This is a genomic window from Billgrantia endophytica (genome assembly GCF_002879615.1).
Lineage (GTDB): Bacteria > Pseudomonadota > Gammaproteobacteria > Pseudomonadales > Halomonadaceae > Halomonas > Halomonas endophytica.
In genome coordinates this window covers 1-19,736 of record NZ_PNRF01000001.1, presented here as the reverse complement: position 1 = coordinate 19,736, position 19,736 = coordinate 1, and the positions used below count along the sequence as shown (strand labels likewise).

Here is a 19,736-nt window from a genome sequence, read left to right as displayed (position 1 = left end):
CTAGCTCTCCGATAGTTGAAGGAAGGAATTCGATTTTTCAAGAGAGCGGATCGTGGCAAGATCTGAGTTTAGAATATTGAAGTCGTCGTGAACGAGATAAATTGCTCCGAGAGATGTGAATAAATCACGTGTCTTTGGGACGTATTCTCCAACGCTTGGCATCGACATGATCGCGCTGAAGGATGGAAGCTTCTGCAATAGTTCCTGATAGTTCGTTTTTTTGACGACGCCAGAGCGGAATGAATTCAGCGACACTACCATGATACATGGGTTATAGGAGATTTTGCGGACGATTTCGATAAAGCTGTTCGGATCAGAATGCAGTGCAGCAGTCAGGGTGACGTGGCTAAAACCGATCGCCTTGCACACAGTTTCTCCTAGGATACCCCCTTGGCAACGCGCGCCAACTTCAACCAGCAGCGGTCCCTTCATGGTAAGAATAACCTCTGCATGAATTGGACCGTGGCGGACACCCAATGCATCAAGGCAGGCTTTCAAATAGTCCGTTAATTGTTGACTGACCGGGTCTTTCAAATCGACTAGGTGTTCATGATCGTAGAGAACCTGCCCGTTGATGGTTTGGGTACGAATATCTTTCCATATCTCGGTAATGAAATGTTCTCCATCCAGCGAGACAGAATTGACGATATATTGCTGTCCCTGAATAAACTCCTGAACCAGAATTTCCGTGTTGTTGCGACCGATACGGTTCTTTTTTCCTAGAATAGTTTTGATATGTCCGAGTGCCCCCTCATAGGTGTGAGCTATAAAGACACTATCACTTCCTGCACTTTCTGTGGGTTTAACGACGACGGGATAGCCGATTGCGTCGACCGCCTCTCGGGTCATGTTAGACAGTGAAGAAACTATAATCTGTTCTGCACAGGGGACACCGGAATCTCTCAGTCCTTCACCCATGCGGGCCTTATTGCTACGATAGCCTGGCTTGTTACTATCGTTGGACGGGAGGGCTAGGCGGTCGGCAAGGGTCTCGGCTAATGGAACACCGGACTCAAAACCGGTAGCAACGAATTGAGGGCGAAGCTCAGCCAACCGTGCGACGAGGCTATCAAGGTCACCGTCATAAAACCATGTATCGAAGAAGTTTTCATTATTCAGACTGCTGGAAATTTCTTCGACAATGATGCTACCAGTGGACATGATATTTAGCACTCTGTAGCCGAGCGATTTCAGTGCCGAAGCGAGTTGACCTCCAGTGGAATACCCATCGACAATCACTCCGATATTTTGGTTCATTTTCTGCATTCGATTATCAACCTTTTTTCGGGTGTCTTTAATCCCTGTGCAAAGTCTCCGTATGTGTGGATATCGGTGAAGCCGGCGTCTCGCAACATTGAGATTAATTGGCTTTTCGCGTAAACTCGTGTCTGGCTTTTATAGACTTTGTCGTTTTGGCTATAACGCACGGTGAGAATTTGATTTCCCCAATCCATCCAGAGTTCTTCTCGAACGCTGTTCGTAACTCTTTCCTTATGTGCACATGGATACGCAAAAACATGCTTGACGCGTTCAAAATCTGTGAGTTCCATAACTAGAGCACCACCTATGGAAAGAAGGTTGAACCAGTTGCACAATACCTCTTGATCTTTTTCCAAAGACACCATGTAACCAAAGCTAGAATAGGTGTTCGTGAGCAGCGAAAAAGGAGAGGATCCAACTGATTCTTCCATCGATCCAACCAGATATTCTACATTCGTATGTGCATTGTTGGTACGGGCATAGGCTACCTGATCTTCGGAAAGCTCTACTCCAGTAACGCAATATCCGTGCGTAGCAAATGCATAAGAGTAATGGCCAACCCCACTGCACATATCGAGAATGGTCGGGAACTGAGCTACCGGGTAACGCTCGGATATAAGGCTTGCATTTTTGTCGACCTCTGAATAACGGCCAAGCACATCACTGGCGTTGACAAAAAACAGCGGAAACGGTTCATTCATAATAGGATACCGAGTTCAAAAGGCAGTAGTTCGAAATAGCAGTCTTTCTCCAGAATAAGGCGATGCCTTGTGCATGACGGTCCAGTTGTCCCAGGCGATCACGTCGCCTTCACGCCAGACATGTTCGTAGGTAAATTCTGGCCGGATCGTCCATTCCTGCAGAAAGGTCATCAGTGACAGCGCAGAAACGTCATCGATCCCGTGAATATCCCACGGGACATTTCCACCAACACCTAGGCCAGCACGACCTGTCACCGGATGGCGTATGAGAACTGGATGTATGACGTCTTCCCACTCTTCGACTTCTTCCGGCGTTGCTGGACCACGTTCTGGGTAATTGTACTCTCGACTTTTAACCCGGCTGATCGTGGCTTTAAGCGTTTTGACCCGATTTGCCACTTCCTCGGGCAGACTGGACCAAGCGGCCTGAATATTGGCGAAATGAGTGTTCCCGCCTTCTTTCTGCAGGATTTTCATAGCGAGGATCGTCGCGCGAGGAAATTCGTCAAGGTAGTGCCCGTCGATATGCCAAGCGCGGCCGCTGACTGGGCTCCCGATGCCTTTACCATCTTTTTTGATGTTGGATAAAACAAGTATCTCCGGATAGTCCTCAAGCTCGAATTTTGACCGTGTGTAGGCACAGGCCTTGCCAAAATATCTGGTAAAATCTATCAGCGATCTAGGCGAGATATCCTGATTACGTACGATCAGAAGGCCAGTGTTTTCCAAAATAGACACAAGCCTAACATAATCAATTTCGGATAATGACTCATTTAGATCAACACCTGTTACCTCAACTCCAACATTTGGCGAAACTTTTCTTAGTTTCATTGACATTGACCAACTCCACCATTAGTTAAATATAGCCTTGAGGACTAACCTAGCTATGGGATCTTATTTGAAAAATAAGTCGATTCACATGTAATATACTTTTTGATCATCCTAGCGCGGACGTCACTCTTCCATCCTCTTTGGCAAAATGACATTGCTATAATCATGCCACCCTCCTTCTTATGAAATGTATGTCATTGTGGCAGTCTGAGCTTTTATGCTCAAAGATACGCCCCTTAGAGGATTAAACTATAGAGACTACAAACCAAAACAGACCTGTTGTGAAACAATAACAGAATGTATAACTTTAAGTGTAGACATGAAAAATTAAAAAAACAGGCTGCCCTGTACTTTAGGACAGTAGAACAGCAGAGCCATATATGTTGTCGTGTAAAATAGAAGAAAATGTCAGTAAATAATGACCCTATCGGTCTTCGCATTATCGACTTAGTCGCAGTATCTGTCTTCTTATAGTAGCTAGTAGCTAGTAGCGACCCCCGGAGTTCGATAGAATAGAGGTGTAAGCTATTGATTAGCCTGGAAACGCGTTATCAAAATTGGCACTACAAGCGGGATGCGGTAGATGCCGGCAGGCCAATGGCCTCGAAGAGGTCGCGTTGTTCAGGCTTCAATTTGGTCAGGTCTCGCGACGGGTAAGCAGGACCTGGTGGAATTGGATCTTGCGGGCAATGTCCAGCGCCCGCGTCGGTGACAGCGGGTGATCGCTGGCCTTCAACCGCATCCGCAGCACCCGGTAAAGCACCAAAGCGAGGAAGCCGATCAGCACGTGGGCGCGGATACGATCCGGTAGCCGATGGTAGACCAGCGCGATCTCGCTATCGCTCTTCAGCGCCCGGAAGCCGCGCTCGATGTTGGCCAGAGACCGGTAGCGTTTCACGATCTCCCACGGATCGTGATCGACCATGTTGGTGACCAGCAGCAGCTTGCCATCCATCGTCCTGGCGCGATCCAACGCACGCTGATCCAGCACGTAGTTGAACGTCTCGGCCGTAAGCGTTCATTCCACGACGTAGGGAACTTACTTCACCTCGCGTAGAGGCCTGAGCAAGCCCGGCGAGACTTTGTACTGCTTGGAGCCATCTTCGTCCAACACGATCACACTCTTGCGATTGATCTTGGTAATGATCGTTCAGTACTTGCTCGATATGGGCTCGGCCCCGGCTGTTCGAGTAGGTGAACACCACTTCGTCGGCATCGCCGTACAGTGGCCAGAACCACCCGGCTTTCATCTTGCCTTTTTGTGGCCCCGCCCGGCCCTGGTGGCCAGCCTTGATAGGCGTTTCATCCATGGCTAGCACCCGGCTGCGCAGGACGTTGTCGGTCTGGGCATCCACAATGGGCCAGAGGAGATCGACGGCCCGCTTGACCAGGTTAGTCAGGGTGCTGCGACTGACGGTGATACCAGCCTGTTGAATACGCTGGTGCTGGCGATACAGCGGCAGGTGGAACTGGAACTTATCCACCAGCAATCCGGCCAGCAGGCTGACATCGGCCAGGCTGTTGTCCAGGACGTTGAATGGCGCAGGTGGTGTCACCGGTTTGTTGTCAGTCCCTTTGCGCCGGAATACCGGTCGCTCGCACTTGAGTACCACATAGCTGGAGGCTCGTTGGGCCAGCCGGTAGGTCGTTTTGGTGCCGATGATGGCGTACTGGCTGGCGTTCGAACCGGTCAACTCCGGCGGCAGTTGCTCGATAACTTCCACCGGCACATCGGCGGTAAAGCGCAGGCCCGTGTCATTCAGGCAGTCGTCGTCCCGCTGCTTCTTGCCGATGCCCCGCTGATAGGCTCGAACCGGGCGAGCCTCTTCCTCGGAAAGCGTCTCGGGACGGGGCACTGCACCGGAGTTGAATAGGCCACCCTGTTCCGGCGGGTCATACACCTGTTTCTCGGACTTGGGGCCGAACAGTTGTTTCTTGAACCAGTCCAGTTGATGCTGAAGTTGCTGGATGGTCTCTGTCTGGGCCTCTAACTGCTCTCGCAACAGGGCATTCTCCTCGGCCAGTGCCGGGGAGGAAGGTGTGTAGGAACGGGAGGCACAGGCCGTTGAATTCATGGCCTATATTATACCGCAGACAGGCCCGTTACGCGCCTCGAAACCGCTTGAATTGACGGTATTTTGCACTTCGATGCCGTCAATCAGCAGTTGGAGATCGGCCAGAGTCAAGGCACGCTGGCCAGACGTGGACGGGCGCACGCGGAACTGCCCTTGCTCCAGACGCTTGGCCCACAGGCAATACCCTGTCAGGGTGAAGTACAGCATCTTCATCTGGGTCTTGCGGCGATTGACGAACACAAAATAGTGGCCGCCAAGCGGATCCTGCCTGAGCTGATTGCGAACCAGGGCGCTCAATCCCCGGAAGGATTTGCGCATGTCCGTGGGCTCGGTGCACAGCCAGATCCGAGCCTGGCTATCCAAACCGATCATCCGTTCTGGCTCAGCCGCAATTCGACGCCATTGCCGAGGCTCAGGACAATGTTCCAGCCTGCCCCGGACGATGACGATGCATCCATCAGTGAGGACAGGTCGAGAAAACTTGCGTCATCAGAGCCAGGCGCCTCACCGGCTGGCTGATCCGACAGGCGCTTGCGCCAGTTGCAGAAACTGGCGTAGCCGATGTCCTGCTGTTTGCAGAACTGCGTGGCTGACAAGCCGGAATCATGCTGTTGATCAACCAGGGCCTGCCACTGTTCCGACGTGCGGTGCTTTCTCATGGAAGTAACCTCTTGTTGGGAAGTGGGAGGCTACTGTAGGGCGAAATTCAGTGGGATGGCAGGACGTCCCAGGATGAACGCTTACTCTCGGCCGTCAGGTCGACCTTCAGGATATGCTCGAGGTGAGCGTCAGAGACGGCCTTGTAGAGTCTGGCAGTGACGTCGGCATCGGAGAGCTGTCTGTCCCGGTAGCGACGTCCGGCGTCTTGGTTATCCAACTTCTCGAACCACTGGCGAGCATCGGCCTGCAGGGCCTCGAGCTTTTGATCGCGTGCGGCCGTCTGCACCTGGGCAACTTCTGGCCGGTGCGCCACGATCAGCCGATGGTCCTGCCATGCCATCTCGCCATAGGCTTCGTGATCGGCATCCTGGCAGTGCGCCTGATGAAATGCCTTTAGCAAGTCATCGAACTCGCCATAACGGCGCCCCGGCACCGCCAGGATGAACTCCAGAGGGCACCCTAGATGCGCACGGCGGACAGGGCTGTCAGATTGTCCAGGGAGAGCAGGCCACGGTCGGCATCGAACTGCCGCGTGCTGCGCAGCACGCATCGGAAGGCGTTATCCAAATCGAGCTCTTTCCAGAGCGACGTCAGTAGCCAGGGATCACCGACATAACGCGCCGGGGCGAAGTCGGTCTCGCCGGTGCCTTCTTCAAGCGTGGGCTGACCGGTTACGCGCAGCAGGCCATTGATCAACGCGCTGGATTCCCCGGCCGAGACGGCCTCCAGGCGACCCAGCGTGGCGATGACACGTTGGCGCGGCTTGCCGGCCTGTAGCGGTAGGACTCGACGAGCTTTACGTAGCGGCGCGGCCCGGATGTGGTGACTTTGACAAACATGTCACCACCATGGACCGCCTACTGAGCTGCTGGCAAGGAACCAAGAAAAAACGTGTCACTACAAAAGATTCGACCGGAATGCACTAAGTCGCTGAATTCTCAGACTGCAAAGGTCGATTTCAGGCCAAAACCGGGCTGGGAGTGTCGAACTCGGGGGAGCAGAAAAGTTGTTCTTGGGCAGCTTCACAGACCCGATGCTGAATTGTTCAGCGTTTCCCTAATACAGGAAATGAAGATATCTATAATAGCATTAGCATTAGTATAATTTATCAAGAAAAACCACTGTACCAAGAGACAGTGACTTCCCTTAGCCCTGACCCTGTATTTTCAATAAAAACTTAAACACTAGATATACAGGGGAATCGCATGCCATTAGACAAAGAAGAACCAGTAAACTCAAGACCTCTTACTAATTACAAAGTATATGTAAAAAAATATGAGCATCTTGATAAGGCCACCTTGGAGAAAATATACCGTTCACGTAAGAACGCCTTTATCGATAGAAGAAAATGGGATATTGAAAGTTATGATGGAGGCGACCTCGAATGTGATAAATATGACAATCATGACTCGGTATATCTATACACCCTGAATGCTAGCTCCGTCACCAGCTGTGTGAGGTTGCGCCCCTCTACTGTACCGACCCTCCTATCGGGTCCGCTCAAGTGGCTTAAAGCTCCGTCTACACTACAGGAAACCGAAACCACCAGCGTTTGGGAAGCCTCGCGCTTTTTTATCACACCCATAAATGAAGGCACTTCTCGGACCAAAGGCACTATAGATGTCCGAACCGTGATCCTTTTCCTCGGCATGATTGAGTTTGGGTTAGCTAAAGAAATTGACAAATTTGAAGTCGTTGTCGATGCTTTGATGGCTAGGATAGTAAGAAGAAGTGGCTGGAAATTAGATGTGCTTGATGCAGGGACTGGGACATCACATGAAACTATATACTATGGTCTTCTGGACTGCAGTAAAGAGTCACATCAAGCTATCAGACGGAGAATTGGCACTGGATTACTGCCCACGGTCATAGCAAGTAGCCTAAAAGAACATACAGATATAAGAAACAGCGGGATAGAGATTGATCCCTATTACAGCTGATCACCAGAGATGGCAACCTTCTACCTATAACATCTTCGGATGATTAAATTAATAGACTCATAGGTACTGCCGAAACGACTCAACTACCACAGAGGAAATGAGTTCTTCGACATTTCATGTGGATTTAGCAGGAGCCCTATCTAGCAGCCAGTCCGTAGATCATGACGATGGAAGTTGGCTTCATTCTGGCAGCCTCTCGCGCATGATCTTGCCACTTGAAACAGACCGTTCATGCCTTCCAACGGTGCACTGGTCAGACGCTATGACGCCTCGCACCCCCGTGATTCCCATGGTGGGTGGGGTTAGTCACGCCAAGCGGCGTGGGGATTACAGCAGTTTGACGATGGCGACCACCAGGCCAGCCCAAGGTTAGGGTTTGAAACAGCAGAGCACGGTACATCGCAGACGTCACTCGCTGCTCGGGGTGATAGAGATCCTACTTGGTCGCGAGATTCTGCATATCATCCTCCAACGCATTGACGACATGACGAGCCTTCTCGGCAGGTACTTCAATGGCGAGAAGCGCGTCATACAGGGCTATGTCAACGCCAATGAAGGTTGCCCGCTTTTCATGATGATCTCCTCATGTCATGAGGAGACTTGCCCACAAGGGGAAGGCTCCCTAGATGGGTGGTAGTGTGAAGAGGCATCCGACCGCCGGAGACAGCGCCCGCTCACTGGATGCTTGGCGAACTTGGGTGATCCATTCGAAGATCAAGCGCCTGCACTGGGATGAGATGTGCAGCAACCTCGGGCGTCCCCGTTGGAGCCGGTCGAGACCTCCAAGTCTGTCATCGACAGCAACTGCGCTTTTCATGCTAGCGGTGCCTTTCCAGCTGTCAAGCGTCTTACTGCCACCGGGAAGCAAGGTATTGGTAATTGTTGGTTGGAACGGCAAGCCAAAACACTGTATATATTGGTGTCATCATCCAATGTAGTGGGTGTTGATTCCATCAGGTGTCGATTTCTTACACCATAGTCCCTGTCATGAACGTATCTTGATAGGGGCACCATGCATCAGCATCAGCTCTACAGCGTATTCTCGGCCTTTCCTCCCCCTGGTGGGTCAGCGATGTGGAGCTGGATGAGACCAGTGGTTTGGTCGAAGTCCACGTCGAGTGTGATGCCTCTACCGGCCTTTGCTGTCCCCAGTGCGGTCGACTCGCCCCGAGATACGACAAGCGACGCCGTCAGTGGCGACATTTGGACACCTGTCAGTTCCAGACCAAGGTAGTAGCGGATGTGCCTCGTGTTCGTTGCCCAGAGCATGGCTGCCTGACGATCCAGGTGCCTTGGGCAGAGGGTAACAGCCTCTACACCGCGCTCTTTGAAGCCTTCGTGATCCGCTGGTTGAAAGACGCATCGATACAAGCGGTCAGTCGGCAACTGAAGCTGAGCTGGACAGCTATCGACGGCATCATGAGGCATGCGGTCAAGCGAGGCCTGGAAACGAGGACTCACTGGATGTGCGCTTTCTGTCCGTGGATGAGACCGCGTTCCGCAAGGGCCATGAAGCCTTATCTAAAGGCTATGTCCCCGTTGTTGGGTGTGAAAGGCTACCTTGGTAGGTGAAGGTCCTCTGAGGTGCCTATCCATGGACATGCACACCTTTCGGTACCAACTGAGTCAGCTGCCACGCCTCAAGGCCCGACTGAAACGTCTGCTTGTCAGGCGCCATCTTCAGTGTAGTGTTGAATTGGAGAAAAGGTTGAGCACTAATACGCCCGCAATTATAAGCGCAAGCCCCAAAATACCCGCCATATCTACTTTCTGTCCGAAAACTACAAAACCGACTAATGAGATCAAGACGGTACCAAGACCGCTCCAGAGTGCATAAGCGATACCGACTGGGATATAGCGAAGTGTATAGGACAACGTGTAAAATGCTATAGCATAACAAACCACCATAAGTGTGGTTGGCACAAGCCTAGAGAAATGTTGTGCCGCCTGCATAGCAGACGTCCCTAGCACCTCAAAGACAATAGCAGTTATTAAAGCTGTATATAGCGAGACTTGGGACAAAACTAAACTCCAGTTTGTTAAAAAACATCAAACAATCCGCCCGATGGATTAAAGCAGCCACAACAAGATGAGAAAGTCACGAATAACATATTTTCTCCCGCATCATCTAGAAAAATCTTAAAATTGACTTCAAGATATGACGGCGCAGAAAAAACATCATTCATCCGGTAGTTAATGGCACAAGCTTATAATTATGCGCTACTCCACCACCTCCATATTACTCATAGGGCGAATTAACTGATGATGGCTATCCTCCAATAGGCGTATAATACTGAGATGGGGCGCTGTATCACCGTACTTATCTCGCGCCTCTTTGTATCGATTATAAACCAATCGACCGAGCGAAAGTTCAACACCAGTACTTTCACCCAAATCACAGATCAGCCCCAAATCCTTTACAGCAAGGCCTAAATTGAAGGACTCGTCGTAGTCTCCTGCAAGCAACTGGGGCACATGATGGTCAAGAACATAGCTTTGCGCACAGCTTTTTTGCAGAGCTAAATATAACTCTTTAACATCAACTGTAAATCGAGCTGCCATGAGAAAAGCTTCTCCGACCCCAGTGGCAACGAGATAGTTCAAATGCAACTGACACAACTTAGCTGCATATCCAGCCCCAAATGGTCCTAGGTGGTGAACTCTTTTAGCAAAGCCTCTAAAGAGAAAATTAAGTCGTGTAACAATGTCGTCATCGCCACCGACAAGAACAGTCAGATCTCCGCTAGATGCACGCTCCGCTCCTCCTGTCACAGGTGCATCAACCATTTCAATACCGGCCTGAGTGCAAGCATCACGAAGACGTATGCCAGTGGAAACATCAACAGTACTACAATCAATCCAGATCGTCCCTACTTGGGCGGAATTGAGCAAGCCATCTTCTGATAAAGCGACTTGTTCCAAATGTTGAGGACCTGGGAGTGACGTAATCACTACATCTACAGAACCTACAGCTTCACGCACACTGCCTACCGTTACCCCTCCAATACTTCTGAATGTAGACATGGCCTTAGGGTCAACATCATACCCAAAAATACTATGGCCAGCGCGAAGAATATTGGCAGCCATACCATGGCCCATTTGACCGAGACCAATGTACCCCACACGTAAATGCCCAGCACCAGCATTAGATTGCGAGGGGACAGCACCCTGATCTAGAAAAATAGTCATAAACATTAGTTCCTGTAAGTCGGATCAAGTTCATCACATACCCTTAACAGGGCCGGCCACTCATAGTGTCCAGGGGGAAAAGATTTATACTGCTCCGCCGCAAGAGACCAAAGCTCAGGTGTAGCCTCATCAAGAGGAAGGCCGCTAGCATAGGCGCGAAGGGCAACCTCACACATGCGGACAAGATAGTACATATTCATGAATGCTTCACCAGCGGTAGCCCCCACTGTCAAAAAACCATGATTACGCATGATGAGACATTTTCCATCTCCGAGGTTTTCGGCGATCCGTTCTCGCTCACCAAGATCGACTGACTCACCCTCCCAGCCATGATACCGAACCTTGCCATAAAGCATTGCTGAATCTTGCACTAGAAAAGGCACCCCATCACGAAAGGCGGTAGCCGCAAGTGCAGTTGGAGCATGAGTATGGAATACAAAATGGTTTTCAGGATGGTGTCTATGGATAGCGCTCTGAATAACAAAACCAGCAACATTTACATCACGCGGGCCATCTATAACACATCCATCACGATCAACCTTGATAAGGTTAGATGCACATACTTCGCGATTACGAAGTCCAAAACGGTGCATTAGGAAGCTATCCTTTGTACCTGGTGCCCTGGCACTAATATGTCCCCATACCGTATCTGACCAACCATAGTAATCTGCCAAACGAAACATCGCCGCAAGATCAATACGTGCCCGCCATTCATCTCTATCGTTGTCTTGGCTGCAAAAATCGCTTTGTTCCAACATATCTCAATCACTCTGTATGTGTATGTAAATAATTACTGCAACTCAATCGCACGGCCAGCCCCATCGTTGGTTTCCCAGATAGATAGAAAGTTGCTCAACATTACCTCAGCAACTTCAAATGATCTTTTCCCACTCGGAGAAGAAAGACGAGAATCGATGTCTGGATATATAAAGAATGGAAGAGAAATTCTATCTGTACCCCCATTGTGCTCAACTTGATGAGGTGTACTCATAAATCTATCATCACTTAATTCCTGAAGCATGTCGCCAAGATTCACTATAAGACTTCCAGGGAGACTAGGAACAGACACCCAATGATCTTTGAACCATACCTTCAATGAGCATGATGGGAGATCTTCTTGAAGAAGTAGTGTAAAAAATCCATTATCTGTGTGCTTACCTGCAGCCCCATTATTAGGTGGATAACGAATCACACGCTGAAGAAGTGTAGGAGAATTAAAATGTCTTTTAAACCAATCGGAATCCATGCCGAGAATTTCTGCAAAAGCCTTCCCAAGCACAGGAACAACATCATCCATGATGTCCGACTGTAACGACAACAGAAATCTAGAAAAGTTAGGAGCAACTTCATTGTCCGGCAAGTTTGTCGGCCCTAAAAAGGGACGACCTGAACTATCATTCTCGATGCCAACATCGAAAATCTCCTTCGGATCATTACCTTCACCAGGGTGAAGAATCTCTCCATACAACGGGGTATACCCACGAGAAGTAGCAGGAAAAACGCCCTGGGAAGAGTGATTGTATCGTTCTTTCACTAATTTAGGAAGATTAAAGAAATCATAAGACGCTTTAATAGTGTCTTTTATTTTCTTCTCTGATAAACCATGGTCTATTAGATAGAAGAAGCCATAGTTCTGACAGGTCGAGTATAAAATATCGAGCTCATCTAATCGCATTTCAGAAGAAGAAAGTTTCTGTAGAGATATTTTGGGGAAAGCATCCATAACACACCTATAAACCTATTGTGATTAAGCTATATTCCTGAACATCCATTACAAATAAGGAAAATTATAAATTGTCTGCGAAAAGGGCTGTAAGGTTAGGGCTTGTTATTTCATCAGCTGTTTTTTTTCGTTCTGACATGAGTTCATTTCCACATTCATCCATCAAACTGTCAGACCAATTAGAGGCGCCTACACTCCATGTAACTACGTCATAGATAAGGGAGTCCTTTAATCCCATTCCTCGGCCAAGATCATATGCTTCGTCAAGGATCTGGCGATTGACATAAACCAAGTCATCTATCAGCGTATCGAGAAGTTTCACTTGGTCATCATCAAGCGGAATATCATTAAGTGGAAATTGATGCTCGCGCTTTGGTTTAACGCGCCCGACTTGGTCAGTGGTGAACTCTTGATCAATGGGGTAAGACGGATCGATTCCATACTTTGAGGGTGCACTATACCCGGGTACCTTCAAGTGGACCCCATTACCCGTATGTCTCGCTTCAACCACACGAAGGTGATTGTCATAACGGTCATACTTTAACCCTGCATGCCTGTAACGCGACTCAATCACTCGACCTAGTGGCATAGGTGTTTTAAGTTCATCAGCCATTTGAACGGTTAGAGCCATGTCCTTTACAGCAATCTCTAGACTACAGGAACTATCGAAGCTACCATCTAGTAGAAATGGTGCAAATTGCTCTATGGCTACGGAATTAGCAGGGGAACGAACGAAACACTTCCATGCTTGATGGGCAGGTACCCCTGCAAATCTACTATGAAGTAAAGCATCTCCAACTGCGACGACTGCGGTATAGAAAAGCAAATTTGTCAAGAGTTTGACTGATTGTGCTTGACCAATACCTCCGACGTGAAATGAAACTACACCCATTTCATTCAATACTATTTCGCAACGCTTATAGGCTTCCAATGGACCACCTACAAAAAAACTTGCATTGGCGAAATCAACACCCATATGCGATAAATTGCTAGCCGGTGCCTCTAACGAATAAATTCCTTGAGACTTCGCTTGGCTGGCAACATCTAGAGTGTTGTGATAGTCAGTTGTTGATGTATCGATCCACACACTGCTGGATTTCATACCAGCTAGAGCTCCCTCATCACCAACCATATTCTCATAAACATCCTCAGGTAATGGTAGGCAAGTAATTACAATGTCGCAGTTATTTGCCGCACTACGTGGAGAGTCATGCCATTCAGCACCTTTTTCGATAACACTTCTTGCTGATTCAGTTCTGAAATCATAGACACTTACTGGATATCCAGCCTCAAGAAGCTTGTCGATCATTGGTCGCCCCATGTTTCCGGTACCAATAAAACCTACACGTGTCATTATCTGCACCTCCATTACCATCCTTAGTTATATTTCTGACCAGCAAGATAGACGCCTTATGACCTGACTCTCACATTCAGGGTAACTCATTTTTTTCAACAAGGATCTCAAGGATTTTTTATCTCTATAAAAATTTCTTATGCATGTAGAAACACCTTTTACCTTAGGTATCGCAGCAGCGGATATTTTGAGGACATAGATATCCCATCCAGCTACCACAATGGTCAGACAGCGATATCACTGGAGCTTAGGTTTTATCCGAAAGCCGAATTTACTAATATTATTCATGCCTCAGCAGCTGCATAGGTGAAGCATGGCAGGATGCTACGAACTCTCTGATCAAAGCTGGAAGATGATCGAGGACATTGTCTCGCCCTCCCAGCCAATGGGCGCCCCCGCCGAGATGACCGTCAAGTGGTAAACGGGATCTTCTGGATCCTGCGATCTGGTGCCAAGTGGCGCGACCTCCCGGAACGGTATAGTCTGTGGAAGACGGTCTATGACCGGTTCCCGCAGTGGCGAGATGATGGCACTTTCGAGGCGGTCCTGGATCAGCTCCATCTCAAGTTGCGTGAAGACGGACTGATGGATCTATACTTGGATGATCGACTCTACGTTAATCCGGGCCACGTGCGCTGTTCTCGGGAGGCGGCAATAAAGGGGATCGAACGAACCCGTAGACCATGCACTGGGGCAGAGCCGAGGCGGCCTGACGCCCAAGATCACATGGTCTGCGATCGGCATGGTTGGCCACTGACGTTGACACCGGGGCAGGATTCGGATACCCGTCACTTCGTGCCGGCCATGGAACACGTCCACCTGCCTGGGCCGGTGGGACGTCCACGTAAGCGCTATCGCTGCATCGTGGCAGACAAGGGCTATGACAGTGATTTCCTCCGCCAGTACTGCGACCGCCATCGAATGAAGCCGATCATCGCTAGACGCAAGATGCGTCGAAAACCACGACCAAGGACACTCAGAAGTTTTGACAAACCGCGTTGCTGGGAAAGGAACGTCATTGAGCGGTGCATCGGCTGGATCAAGGAACTACGCCGCATCTGCACACGCTACGACAAGCTCGCCAGCAGCTTCCGGGCGGTGGTATGCCTGGTCTGCATAGACCGTTGTTTGCGTGCAGACTTTTCAGACAAGAACCTAGACTTGACAAGTTATTATTAACACCTTCCCGGAAATGCAACTATCCTCTGCACCTACAAAAGGTGTGGTAATTTTGTCATGATTGTAGGAGATCCATTCTATGCTTTAACCTCATCAAAATAATGGGGCTATTGCTATTGGGAACAAAATGAGAATGAATCATTGAAAATTCTGTAGCTTGTATGCGACATCATTGCCAAGTGATTTTCTAGCAAAAGAATTTCGGCATTTTTTCACTTCACTCACTTTTCGGCCAATAATTTTTGAAATGTCATCGGCTATGAGGTTTGCAAGTTTCCGACTAACATTTGAAGAGGAGCCCTTAGGATAAGCAAGACAAACTTTCACAGTAGGCAATGAAGTCAAACCGTCTGATACATCTAACTGTTTTAGACCAATAGATATTTCAGACTCTAACATTGGAGCAACTGCGTAGCCCGCCGAAACCGCTGCATGTAGAGTTGTGATATCTGAGCTTGATATAGCTGTACGATACTTTACACCGACAGCATCCAATGTTGAAATGGCCCACTCATAAAACTGTGATGGTTTAGTATATATCGCTAATGGCAATGGCCTTTCCATATAAGCCTTGCTATCTATTGCCGATGCCCAGATGAGGCGGTCTACCATAAATTTGTCACCTTGCTCACCCTCACTTAAAGCCTTGGTAATAACTGCTAGATCGAGCTCTCCCCTATCAAGCAATTGCTCTAGTTCATACGTGCTTTCAATTTCCGCTTCGATTATTACATTTGGAAAGACCTCATTGAAGCATGAGAGTAAAACAGGCAGGCAAGTTAGTTTGTAGTCGTCAGGTATTCCAAAGCGGATTGTGCTTACCGGCTCTGGGTGAGACAATCTGGATATTACTTCTGAGTGCGCCGACAAGATCTTAGATGCGTATTTATGCAAAACTCTACCATGCTCTGTTAATTTTGCGCCACTGCGCTCACGTAGAAACAAGTCCTTTCCAAGATAATGCTCTAACTGTCTAATTTGAAGGCTAACAGCTGCTTGAGTCTTACATATTTTTTCTGCTGATCGCGTGAAACTTCCTGTTTCGGCGACAGCTTGAAATGCTCTCAAGGATTCAATGCTAAGAGCCATCACGACCTCCTGCGTAATTTTAAGAACAATATCTTATTTATAAATATAATAAAACTCATAAATAACCACAGGCTCCACGCACCCTACAGGTTTATGAAAAACCTTTAATTCAGTCTCTCTTGGAAATCTCACTTTTAATTAAATCTTCTTCCTGGCACCACATGTTTATTTCAGCCATTGCCTTCTAATTATCTTGATTCCCAAATGTGAGCCATATACCAGAAGCAGCAATGAGAATAGAACCAAAGATAACCATGTTCTCTGGGACAGATCCAAAAAATACAAATACCCACAGCGCAATAAATAAAAGATATGAATAATCAAGGCTTGCAACTACCGCCATAGGTCCAGCTTTATATGCCTTTGCCAGGGCTAAATGAATCCCTACTGATATCACTGCGAGTGCAGATAGGCTACCTATAATTTCTTTACTCAGCGGTATCCATGCTTGTGTAAGAAATGGATAGACTGGCGCCGGGTCTACAATTGCCAAAATTGCAACTCCTGAACCTCCGAGAGCTACAAAAACGATATTAATGGATACGGTTAGAGCCCATGGACCAGCATCACTTACATTGGACCTGGTCATTACTGCAGCAATCGCATAACAAAGGGCTGAAACAAGCGGAATGATTACAGCTATAGTCAAAGCATTACCCGAAGGTTGAACGACTATGAGAACCCCGATGAATGCCAAACCTATTGCAATGGCCTGTCCAAGACGAACTGATTCATGTAGAAATATTGTCGAAAGCAGAACAATGAGAACAGGTGCCGCATGATAGAGCGCAGCCACAACGGATAGGTCGAGAACTGGTAGAGCTGCATAGAAAGCAATGTACATCGCTACAATAAAGAATGACCGAATGAGAGCCCAAGGTAAAAACGCCGCCCGCAGAACCTGGCCGGAATTTTTACCCGATAGAACTAACAGCACAGGGAGAGCTATTAACGATCTGACCAGGAATAGCTGCCAGAGCGGGAGGTCTGCACTCATCAGCTTCACCAAGGAGTCCTGGAAAGCCATCAGTGCCGTAGCACATATCATCATGGCCGGACCGCTAGCCCCTGCTCGAGCAAGAATCGCCTTCCCGTTGAATTCAAGCCGCTCCATCGGTTGCTCCTTGTGGCAGCCTGCAGAAAGGCAGGACGTGCTTTACTGGAGGATGGTGACCTCACCCTCCAACCCTGCTATAATTTATTGCTGAAAAATTCGCTCATGTCAAAAAAATAGCGGTGTAATTTTGATGAAATATTCTAAACCTACTTCGGATCCCGAGGAGAAGGCCTACTGCTTCCCAGCTAATAGGCCCCGCGAGACGCAACCAATCATTGGATCGCGCATGCGTGAACTGCGAAAGGCAAAGTCAATGACTCTCCAGGACCTCGCTCTTGAAACGGGCCTGTCTGTTGGGTACTTGAGTCAGCTCGAGCGCGAGCATGCAACCCCATCGATTCGATCACTGAATGTGATTGCACGTATCCTCGGAGTAAGCATCAACTGGTTTTTTCCCGACCCAGAAGGGCATGAGGAACCTGAGGCTGCTGTTGTCGTACGCGCCTCCAGGCGCCGTTCCTTGAAATTCGAGTCGGGAATCCGTGATGAGCTTCTCTCTCCCACACTGTCTGGAAAGCTCGAGCTTCTGCTATGTACCCTTGAGCCCGGAGGAAGCTCTGGAGATGAGCTGTACTCCCATGATGGAGAAGAGGCTGGGTACGTGGATCAGGGACAGTTAGAGCTCACCATTGAATCAGAAGTGTTCCTCCTCTGCGAAGGGGATAGTTTTCACTTCGACTCATCGAAACCGCACAGATACAGGAATCCGGGAAAGACCAGAACAGTAGTTGTGTGGGTGATGACACCTCCACATTACTGAGTGTGCTAAAAAAATCCTCCGAAGAGGGGTTGGGTTCAAGCGACTAGTTGCCTGACCAATTCCATCTCGACCGATTCGCCATCAATGTTGAGCGCATCCAGGCCCGGTTCGGGGATGTCCCCGGACGTGCTCTGCGCTACGGCGCTTTTGCTGGCCATCAACCACATGCAGTCGGTCTGCGAGGTTTCAGTGTAGCCGAAGAACACCACGCAACCGCCCAGTGCTGTCCGATACGCCATGGCAAGCGCGCCGCCTGCTGAAGCGTGTAGTTGTTCCAACCGATCTACATGAACGCGACCGTCGGGAAGTCGAGGAGATCAAGGCCTGGCTTCACCAACTCGGGGTTATTGAGCCGGACTTCGATGCCTTTCTCGACCTGGTGTCAACGCTCAAGCGCAGCACAGCCACCTTCAACCCTGTCTGCTTGAGAACACGCGTCAGGCGACTCGTCGTTTCGCACTTGCCGGTATAGACTAGTACTACAGCCGTAGCTAAATTTGACTACACTGCATGATCTTGAATCCTAACGTTTTCGTGGATGAGATATGCCGTCACTAGAAACCGCCATTGTCGACCGCTTCGATGACCTGGCCCAACGACTTGGACCGCTCTTTCCTCGCTCGGAAACCCGCGAGCGGGCCATGGGATATATCAAAGGATTGCTCAGCCGATGTGAGCGCAAGAATGGCTGGCAACTCGCCGAATGGTTGGGCGATGTGTCTCCTGATGGCGTCCAATACCTGCTGGATCGGGCGCGCTGGGATGCGGATGACGCGCGGGATAGGCTTCGCCAATGGGTCATCGAGTTGCTGGGCGATCCTGAGAGTGTGCTGGTGCTGGACGAGACCGGCTTCATCAAGAAAGGCCAGCACTCCGTCGGCGTACAGCGCCAGTACAGTGGCACGGCCGGGCGTGTCGAAAACAGCCAAATTGGGGTCTTTCTTCTCTACGCCAGTCCTGCTGGGCATGCGTTCCTGGATCGCGCCCTGTACGTGCCCAAGTCCTGGACCGAGGATCGCCATCGTTGCCGGCGTGCCGGGATTCCCGATGACGTCGAATTTGCCAGCAAACCGGAGCTTGCTCGTCGCATGCTGGAGCGTGCCCTGGATCACGGCACGCCGGCCTCCTGGGTAACAGGAGACAGCATCTACGGAGGCAATCGCCGCCTGCGCTTCTGGCTCGAGCAGCGATCGCAACCCTTTGTTCTGGAAGTGGCTTGCAATGAACCCTTGTGGTGGAAGAGCTTCCAGTACACCCGGGCTGATGAGAGCATGGCGGCCCTGCCTGATGATGCGTGGCAGACCTTGTCTGCCGGCGCTGGCAGCAAGGGAGAACGATGGTACGAGTGGGCGTTGACACCGTTGATGCGCCTCCAACTCAACGAGGAGGATCGTCGTTGGGGGCATTATCTGCTGATCCGACGCAGCCGCTCATAGCCGGACGAGCGGGCCTACTATGTGGTCTTTGCCCCGCGAGAGCAGGCATCGATTCATACCTTGGTGCGGGTTGCCGGTCAGCGTTGGAAAATCGAGCAAGGCTTCCAGATAGCCAAGGGGGAATGTGGGCTGGATGACTATGAAGTTCGGCGTTGGGGCAGTTGGCATCGCCATATCACCCTGGCGCTTCTGGCGCACGCTTTGCTGGTCGCCATGCGGCAGGCCATTCCGCAGGAAAAAAAACACCGTGACGCGTATCGCCTGGACCTTACCTGAACTCCGGCGATTGATGAATCGCTGGTTCATGCGGGGAAACCAGACTTTATCACACATGCTGCTCTGGTCGAACTGGCGACGACGGCATCAGTACCGCGCCTGGCAATGCCATTGTCGCCACCAGTACCTACGGATGATGAAGGCTC

Annotated in this window: 17 protein-coding genes and 4 pseudogenes; 5 read left to right on the top strand and 16 right to left on the bottom strand. The window is 49.7% G+C overall.

The genetic code is table 11. The features are described 5' to 3' along the window. The 8 genes and pseudogenes from C1H69_RS00115 to C1H69_RS24550 form a co-directional block, all read right to left on the bottom strand. Window positions 1-1,266: an ATP-grasp domain-containing protein gene (locus C1H69_RS00115; RefSeq protein ID WP_102651397.1), complete on the bottom strand. Its 1,266-nt coding sequence runs from the start codon at window positions 1,264-1,266 to the stop codon at window positions 1-3. Then, window positions 1,254-1,961 (bottom strand): class I SAM-dependent methyltransferase, encoded by a 708-nt coding sequence (locus C1H69_RS00110; protein WP_102651396.1) that lies wholly within the window; start codon window positions 1,959-1,961, stop codon window positions 1,254-1,256. Before C1H69_RS00110 ends, C1H69_RS00115 begins: the two co-directional genes overlap by 13 nt. Window positions 1,962-1,976: 15 nt before the next feature. Further along, window positions 1,977-2,798, bottom strand: coding sequence for a TauD/TfdA dioxygenase family protein (locus tag C1H69_RS00105; RefSeq protein WP_102651395.1), 822 nt, complete (start codon window positions 2,796-2,798; stop codon window positions 1,977-1,979). 557 nt (window positions 2,799-3,355) lie between these two features. Further along, window positions 3,356-3,807 (bottom strand): annotated as a pseudogene (locus C1H69_RS00100) (IS1634 family transposase); the annotation flags it as partial. A 142-nt stretch (window positions 3,808-3,949) separates the two neighbouring features. Continuing rightward, window positions 3,950-4,867, bottom strand: a pseudogene (locus C1H69_RS00095) (IS66 family transposase); the annotation flags it as partial. Window positions 4,868-4,870: 3 nt separating this feature from the next. Next, window positions 4,871-5,239, bottom strand: a complete 369-nt coding sequence (tnpB, locus tag C1H69_RS00090; RefSeq protein WP_102651393.1) for an IS66 family insertion sequence element accessory protein TnpB — start codon at window positions 5,237-5,239, stop codon at window positions 4,871-4,873. Then, complete coding sequence (gene tnpA / locus C1H69_RS00085; protein ID WP_102651392.1) at window positions 5,236-5,526, bottom strand: IS66 family insertion sequence element accessory protein TnpA; 291 nt, start codon at window positions 5,524-5,526, stop codon at window positions 5,236-5,238. The genes tnpB and tnpA overlap by 4 nt, the downstream gene beginning before the upstream one ends. Before the next feature lie 83 nt (window positions 5,527-5,609). Then, a pseudogene (locus C1H69_RS24550) lies at window positions 5,610-6,366 on the bottom strand (IS1634 family transposase); the annotation flags it as partial. 366 nt (window positions 6,367-6,732) lie between these two features. Here C1H69_RS24550 and C1H69_RS00070 point away from each other — a divergent pair. Both C1H69_RS00070 and C1H69_RS24545 read left to right on the top strand, forming a co-directional pair. After that, window positions 6,733-7,467 (top strand): acyl-homoserine-lactone synthase, encoded by a 735-nt coding sequence (locus tag C1H69_RS00070; RefSeq protein ID WP_102651389.1) that lies wholly within the window; start codon window positions 6,733-6,735, stop codon window positions 7,465-7,467. A gap of 1,074 nt (window positions 7,468-8,541) precedes the next feature. After that, the gene (locus tag C1H69_RS24545) at window positions 8,542-9,039 is read left to right on the top strand and encodes a helix-turn-helix domain-containing protein (RefSeq protein WP_422666870.1); all 498 of its coding nucleotides are present in this window, start codon (window positions 8,542-8,544) and stop codon (window positions 9,037-9,039) included. A 108-nt stretch (window positions 9,040-9,147) separates the two neighbouring features. Here C1H69_RS24545 and C1H69_RS00055 read toward each other — a convergent pair whose 3' ends face one another. The 5 genes from C1H69_RS00055 to C1H69_RS00035 form a co-directional block, all read right to left on the bottom strand. Next, entirely contained in the window at window positions 9,148-9,489 is a 342-nt protein-coding gene (locus tag C1H69_RS00055) for a DMT family transporter (RefSeq protein WP_102651386.1), read from the bottom strand. Between the two features lie 198 nt (window positions 9,490-9,687). Next, a complete protein-coding gene (locus tag C1H69_RS00050; RefSeq protein WP_165789380.1) occupies window positions 9,688-10,656 on the bottom strand; it encodes an NAD(P)-dependent oxidoreductase in 969 nt (322 codons plus the stop codon). 5 nt (window positions 10,657-10,661) lie between these two features. Next, window positions 10,662-11,414: a class II aldolase/adducin family protein gene (locus tag C1H69_RS00045; protein ID WP_102651384.1), complete on the bottom strand. Its 753-nt coding sequence runs from the start codon at window positions 11,412-11,414 to the stop codon at window positions 10,662-10,664. A gap of 32 nt (window positions 11,415-11,446) precedes the next feature. Then, the gene (locus C1H69_RS00040; protein ID WP_102651383.1) at window positions 11,447-12,379 is read right to left on the bottom strand and encodes a 2-oxoglutarate and iron-dependent oxygenase domain-containing protein; all 933 of its coding nucleotides are present in this window, start codon (window positions 12,377-12,379) and stop codon (window positions 11,447-11,449) included. 64 nt (window positions 12,380-12,443) lie between these two features. Then, the gene (locus tag C1H69_RS00035) at window positions 12,444-13,733 is read right to left on the bottom strand and encodes an NAD(P)-dependent oxidoreductase (protein WP_205738370.1); all 1,290 of its coding nucleotides are present in this window, start codon (window positions 13,731-13,733) and stop codon (window positions 12,444-12,446) included. 414 nt (window positions 13,734-14,147) lie between these two features. Between C1H69_RS00035 and C1H69_RS00030 the strand changes: the two genes are divergently transcribed. After that, window positions 14,148-14,912, top strand: coding sequence for an IS5 family transposase (locus C1H69_RS00030; RefSeq protein ID WP_422666868.1), 765 nt, complete (start codon window positions 14,148-14,150; stop codon window positions 14,910-14,912). A gap of 138 nt (window positions 14,913-15,050) precedes the next feature. Here C1H69_RS00030 and C1H69_RS00025 read toward each other — a convergent pair whose 3' ends face one another. Together C1H69_RS00025 and C1H69_RS00020 are read right to left on the bottom strand one after the other, a co-directional pair. Next, window positions 15,051-16,001, bottom strand: coding sequence for a LysR family transcriptional regulator (locus tag C1H69_RS00025; RefSeq protein ID WP_102651381.1), 951 nt, complete (start codon window positions 15,999-16,001; stop codon window positions 15,051-15,053). Between the two features lie 184 nt (window positions 16,002-16,185). Further along, the gene (locus C1H69_RS00020) at window positions 16,186-17,115 is read right to left on the bottom strand and encodes a DMT family transporter (protein ID WP_102651380.1); all 930 of its coding nucleotides are present in this window, start codon (window positions 17,113-17,115) and stop codon (window positions 16,186-16,188) included. A gap of 229 nt (window positions 17,116-17,344) precedes the next feature. On the opposite strand from C1H69_RS00020, the gene C1H69_RS00015 reads away from it, so the two are divergent. Then, the gene (locus C1H69_RS00015) at window positions 17,345-17,878 is read left to right on the top strand and encodes a helix-turn-helix domain-containing protein (RefSeq protein ID WP_240609735.1); all 534 of its coding nucleotides are present in this window, start codon (window positions 17,345-17,347) and stop codon (window positions 17,876-17,878) included. A 35-nt stretch (window positions 17,879-17,913) separates the two neighbouring features. Here C1H69_RS00015 and C1H69_RS24685 read toward each other — a convergent pair whose 3' ends face one another. Next, on the bottom strand, window positions 17,914-18,156 hold the full coding sequence (locus C1H69_RS24685) for a hypothetical protein (protein ID WP_205738369.1): 243 nt from the start codon (window positions 18,154-18,156) through the stop codon (window positions 17,914-17,916). A 267-nt stretch (window positions 18,157-18,423) separates the two neighbouring features. On the opposite strand from C1H69_RS24685, the pseudogene C1H69_RS00005 reads away from it, so the two are divergent. Then, window positions 18,424-19,590: pseudogene (locus C1H69_RS00005) on the top strand (IS701 family transposase). Window positions 19,591-19,736 lie beyond the last annotated feature (146 nt).

Coding starts and splice junctions, on each gene's coding strand:
- C1H69_RS00045 (WP_102651384.1), bottom strand. CDS start 11,414: ATGTTGGAACAAAGCGATTTTTGCAGCCAAGACAACGATAGAGATGAA.
- C1H69_RS00015 (WP_240609735.1), top strand. CDS start 17,345: ATGCGTGAACTGCGAAAGGCAAAGTCAATGACTCTCCAGGACCTCGCT.
- C1H69_RS00020 (WP_102651380.1), bottom strand. CDS start 17,115: ATGGAGCGGCTTGAATTCAACGGGAAGGCGATTCTTGCTCGAGCAGGG.
- C1H69_RS00035 (WP_205738370.1), bottom strand. CDS start 13,733: ATGACACGTGTAGGTTTTATTGGTACCGGAAACATGGGGCGACCAATG.
- C1H69_RS00040 (WP_102651383.1), bottom strand. CDS start 12,379: ATGGATGCTTTCCCCAAAATATCTCTACAGAAACTTTCTTCTTCTGAA.
- tnpB (WP_102651393.1), bottom strand. CDS start 5,239: ATGATCGGTTTGGATAGCCAGGCTCGGATCTGGCTGTGCACCGAGCCC.
- C1H69_RS00105 (WP_102651395.1), bottom strand. CDS start 2,798: ATGTCAATGAAACTAAGAAAAGTTTCGCCAAATGTTGGAGTTGAGGTA.
- C1H69_RS00070 (WP_102651389.1), top strand. CDS start 6,733: ATGCCATTAGACAAAGAAGAACCAGTAAACTCAAGACCTCTTACTAAT.
- C1H69_RS00115 (WP_102651397.1), bottom strand. CDS start 1,266: ATGCAGAAAATGAACCAAAATATCGGAGTGATTGTCGATGGGTATTCC.
- C1H69_RS00025 (WP_102651381.1), bottom strand. CDS start 16,001: ATGGCTCTTAGCATTGAATCCTTGAGAGCATTTCAAGCTGTCGCCGAA.
- tnpA (WP_102651392.1), bottom strand. CDS start 5,526: ATGAGAAAGCACCGCACGTCGGAACAGTGGCAGGCCCTGGTTGATCAA.
- C1H69_RS00110 (WP_102651396.1), bottom strand. CDS start 1,961: ATGAATGAACCGTTTCCGCTGTTTTTTGTCAACGCCAGTGATGTGCTT.
- C1H69_RS00050 (WP_165789380.1), bottom strand. CDS start 10,656: ATGACTATTTTTCTAGATCAGGGTGCTGTCCCCTCGCAATCTAATGCT.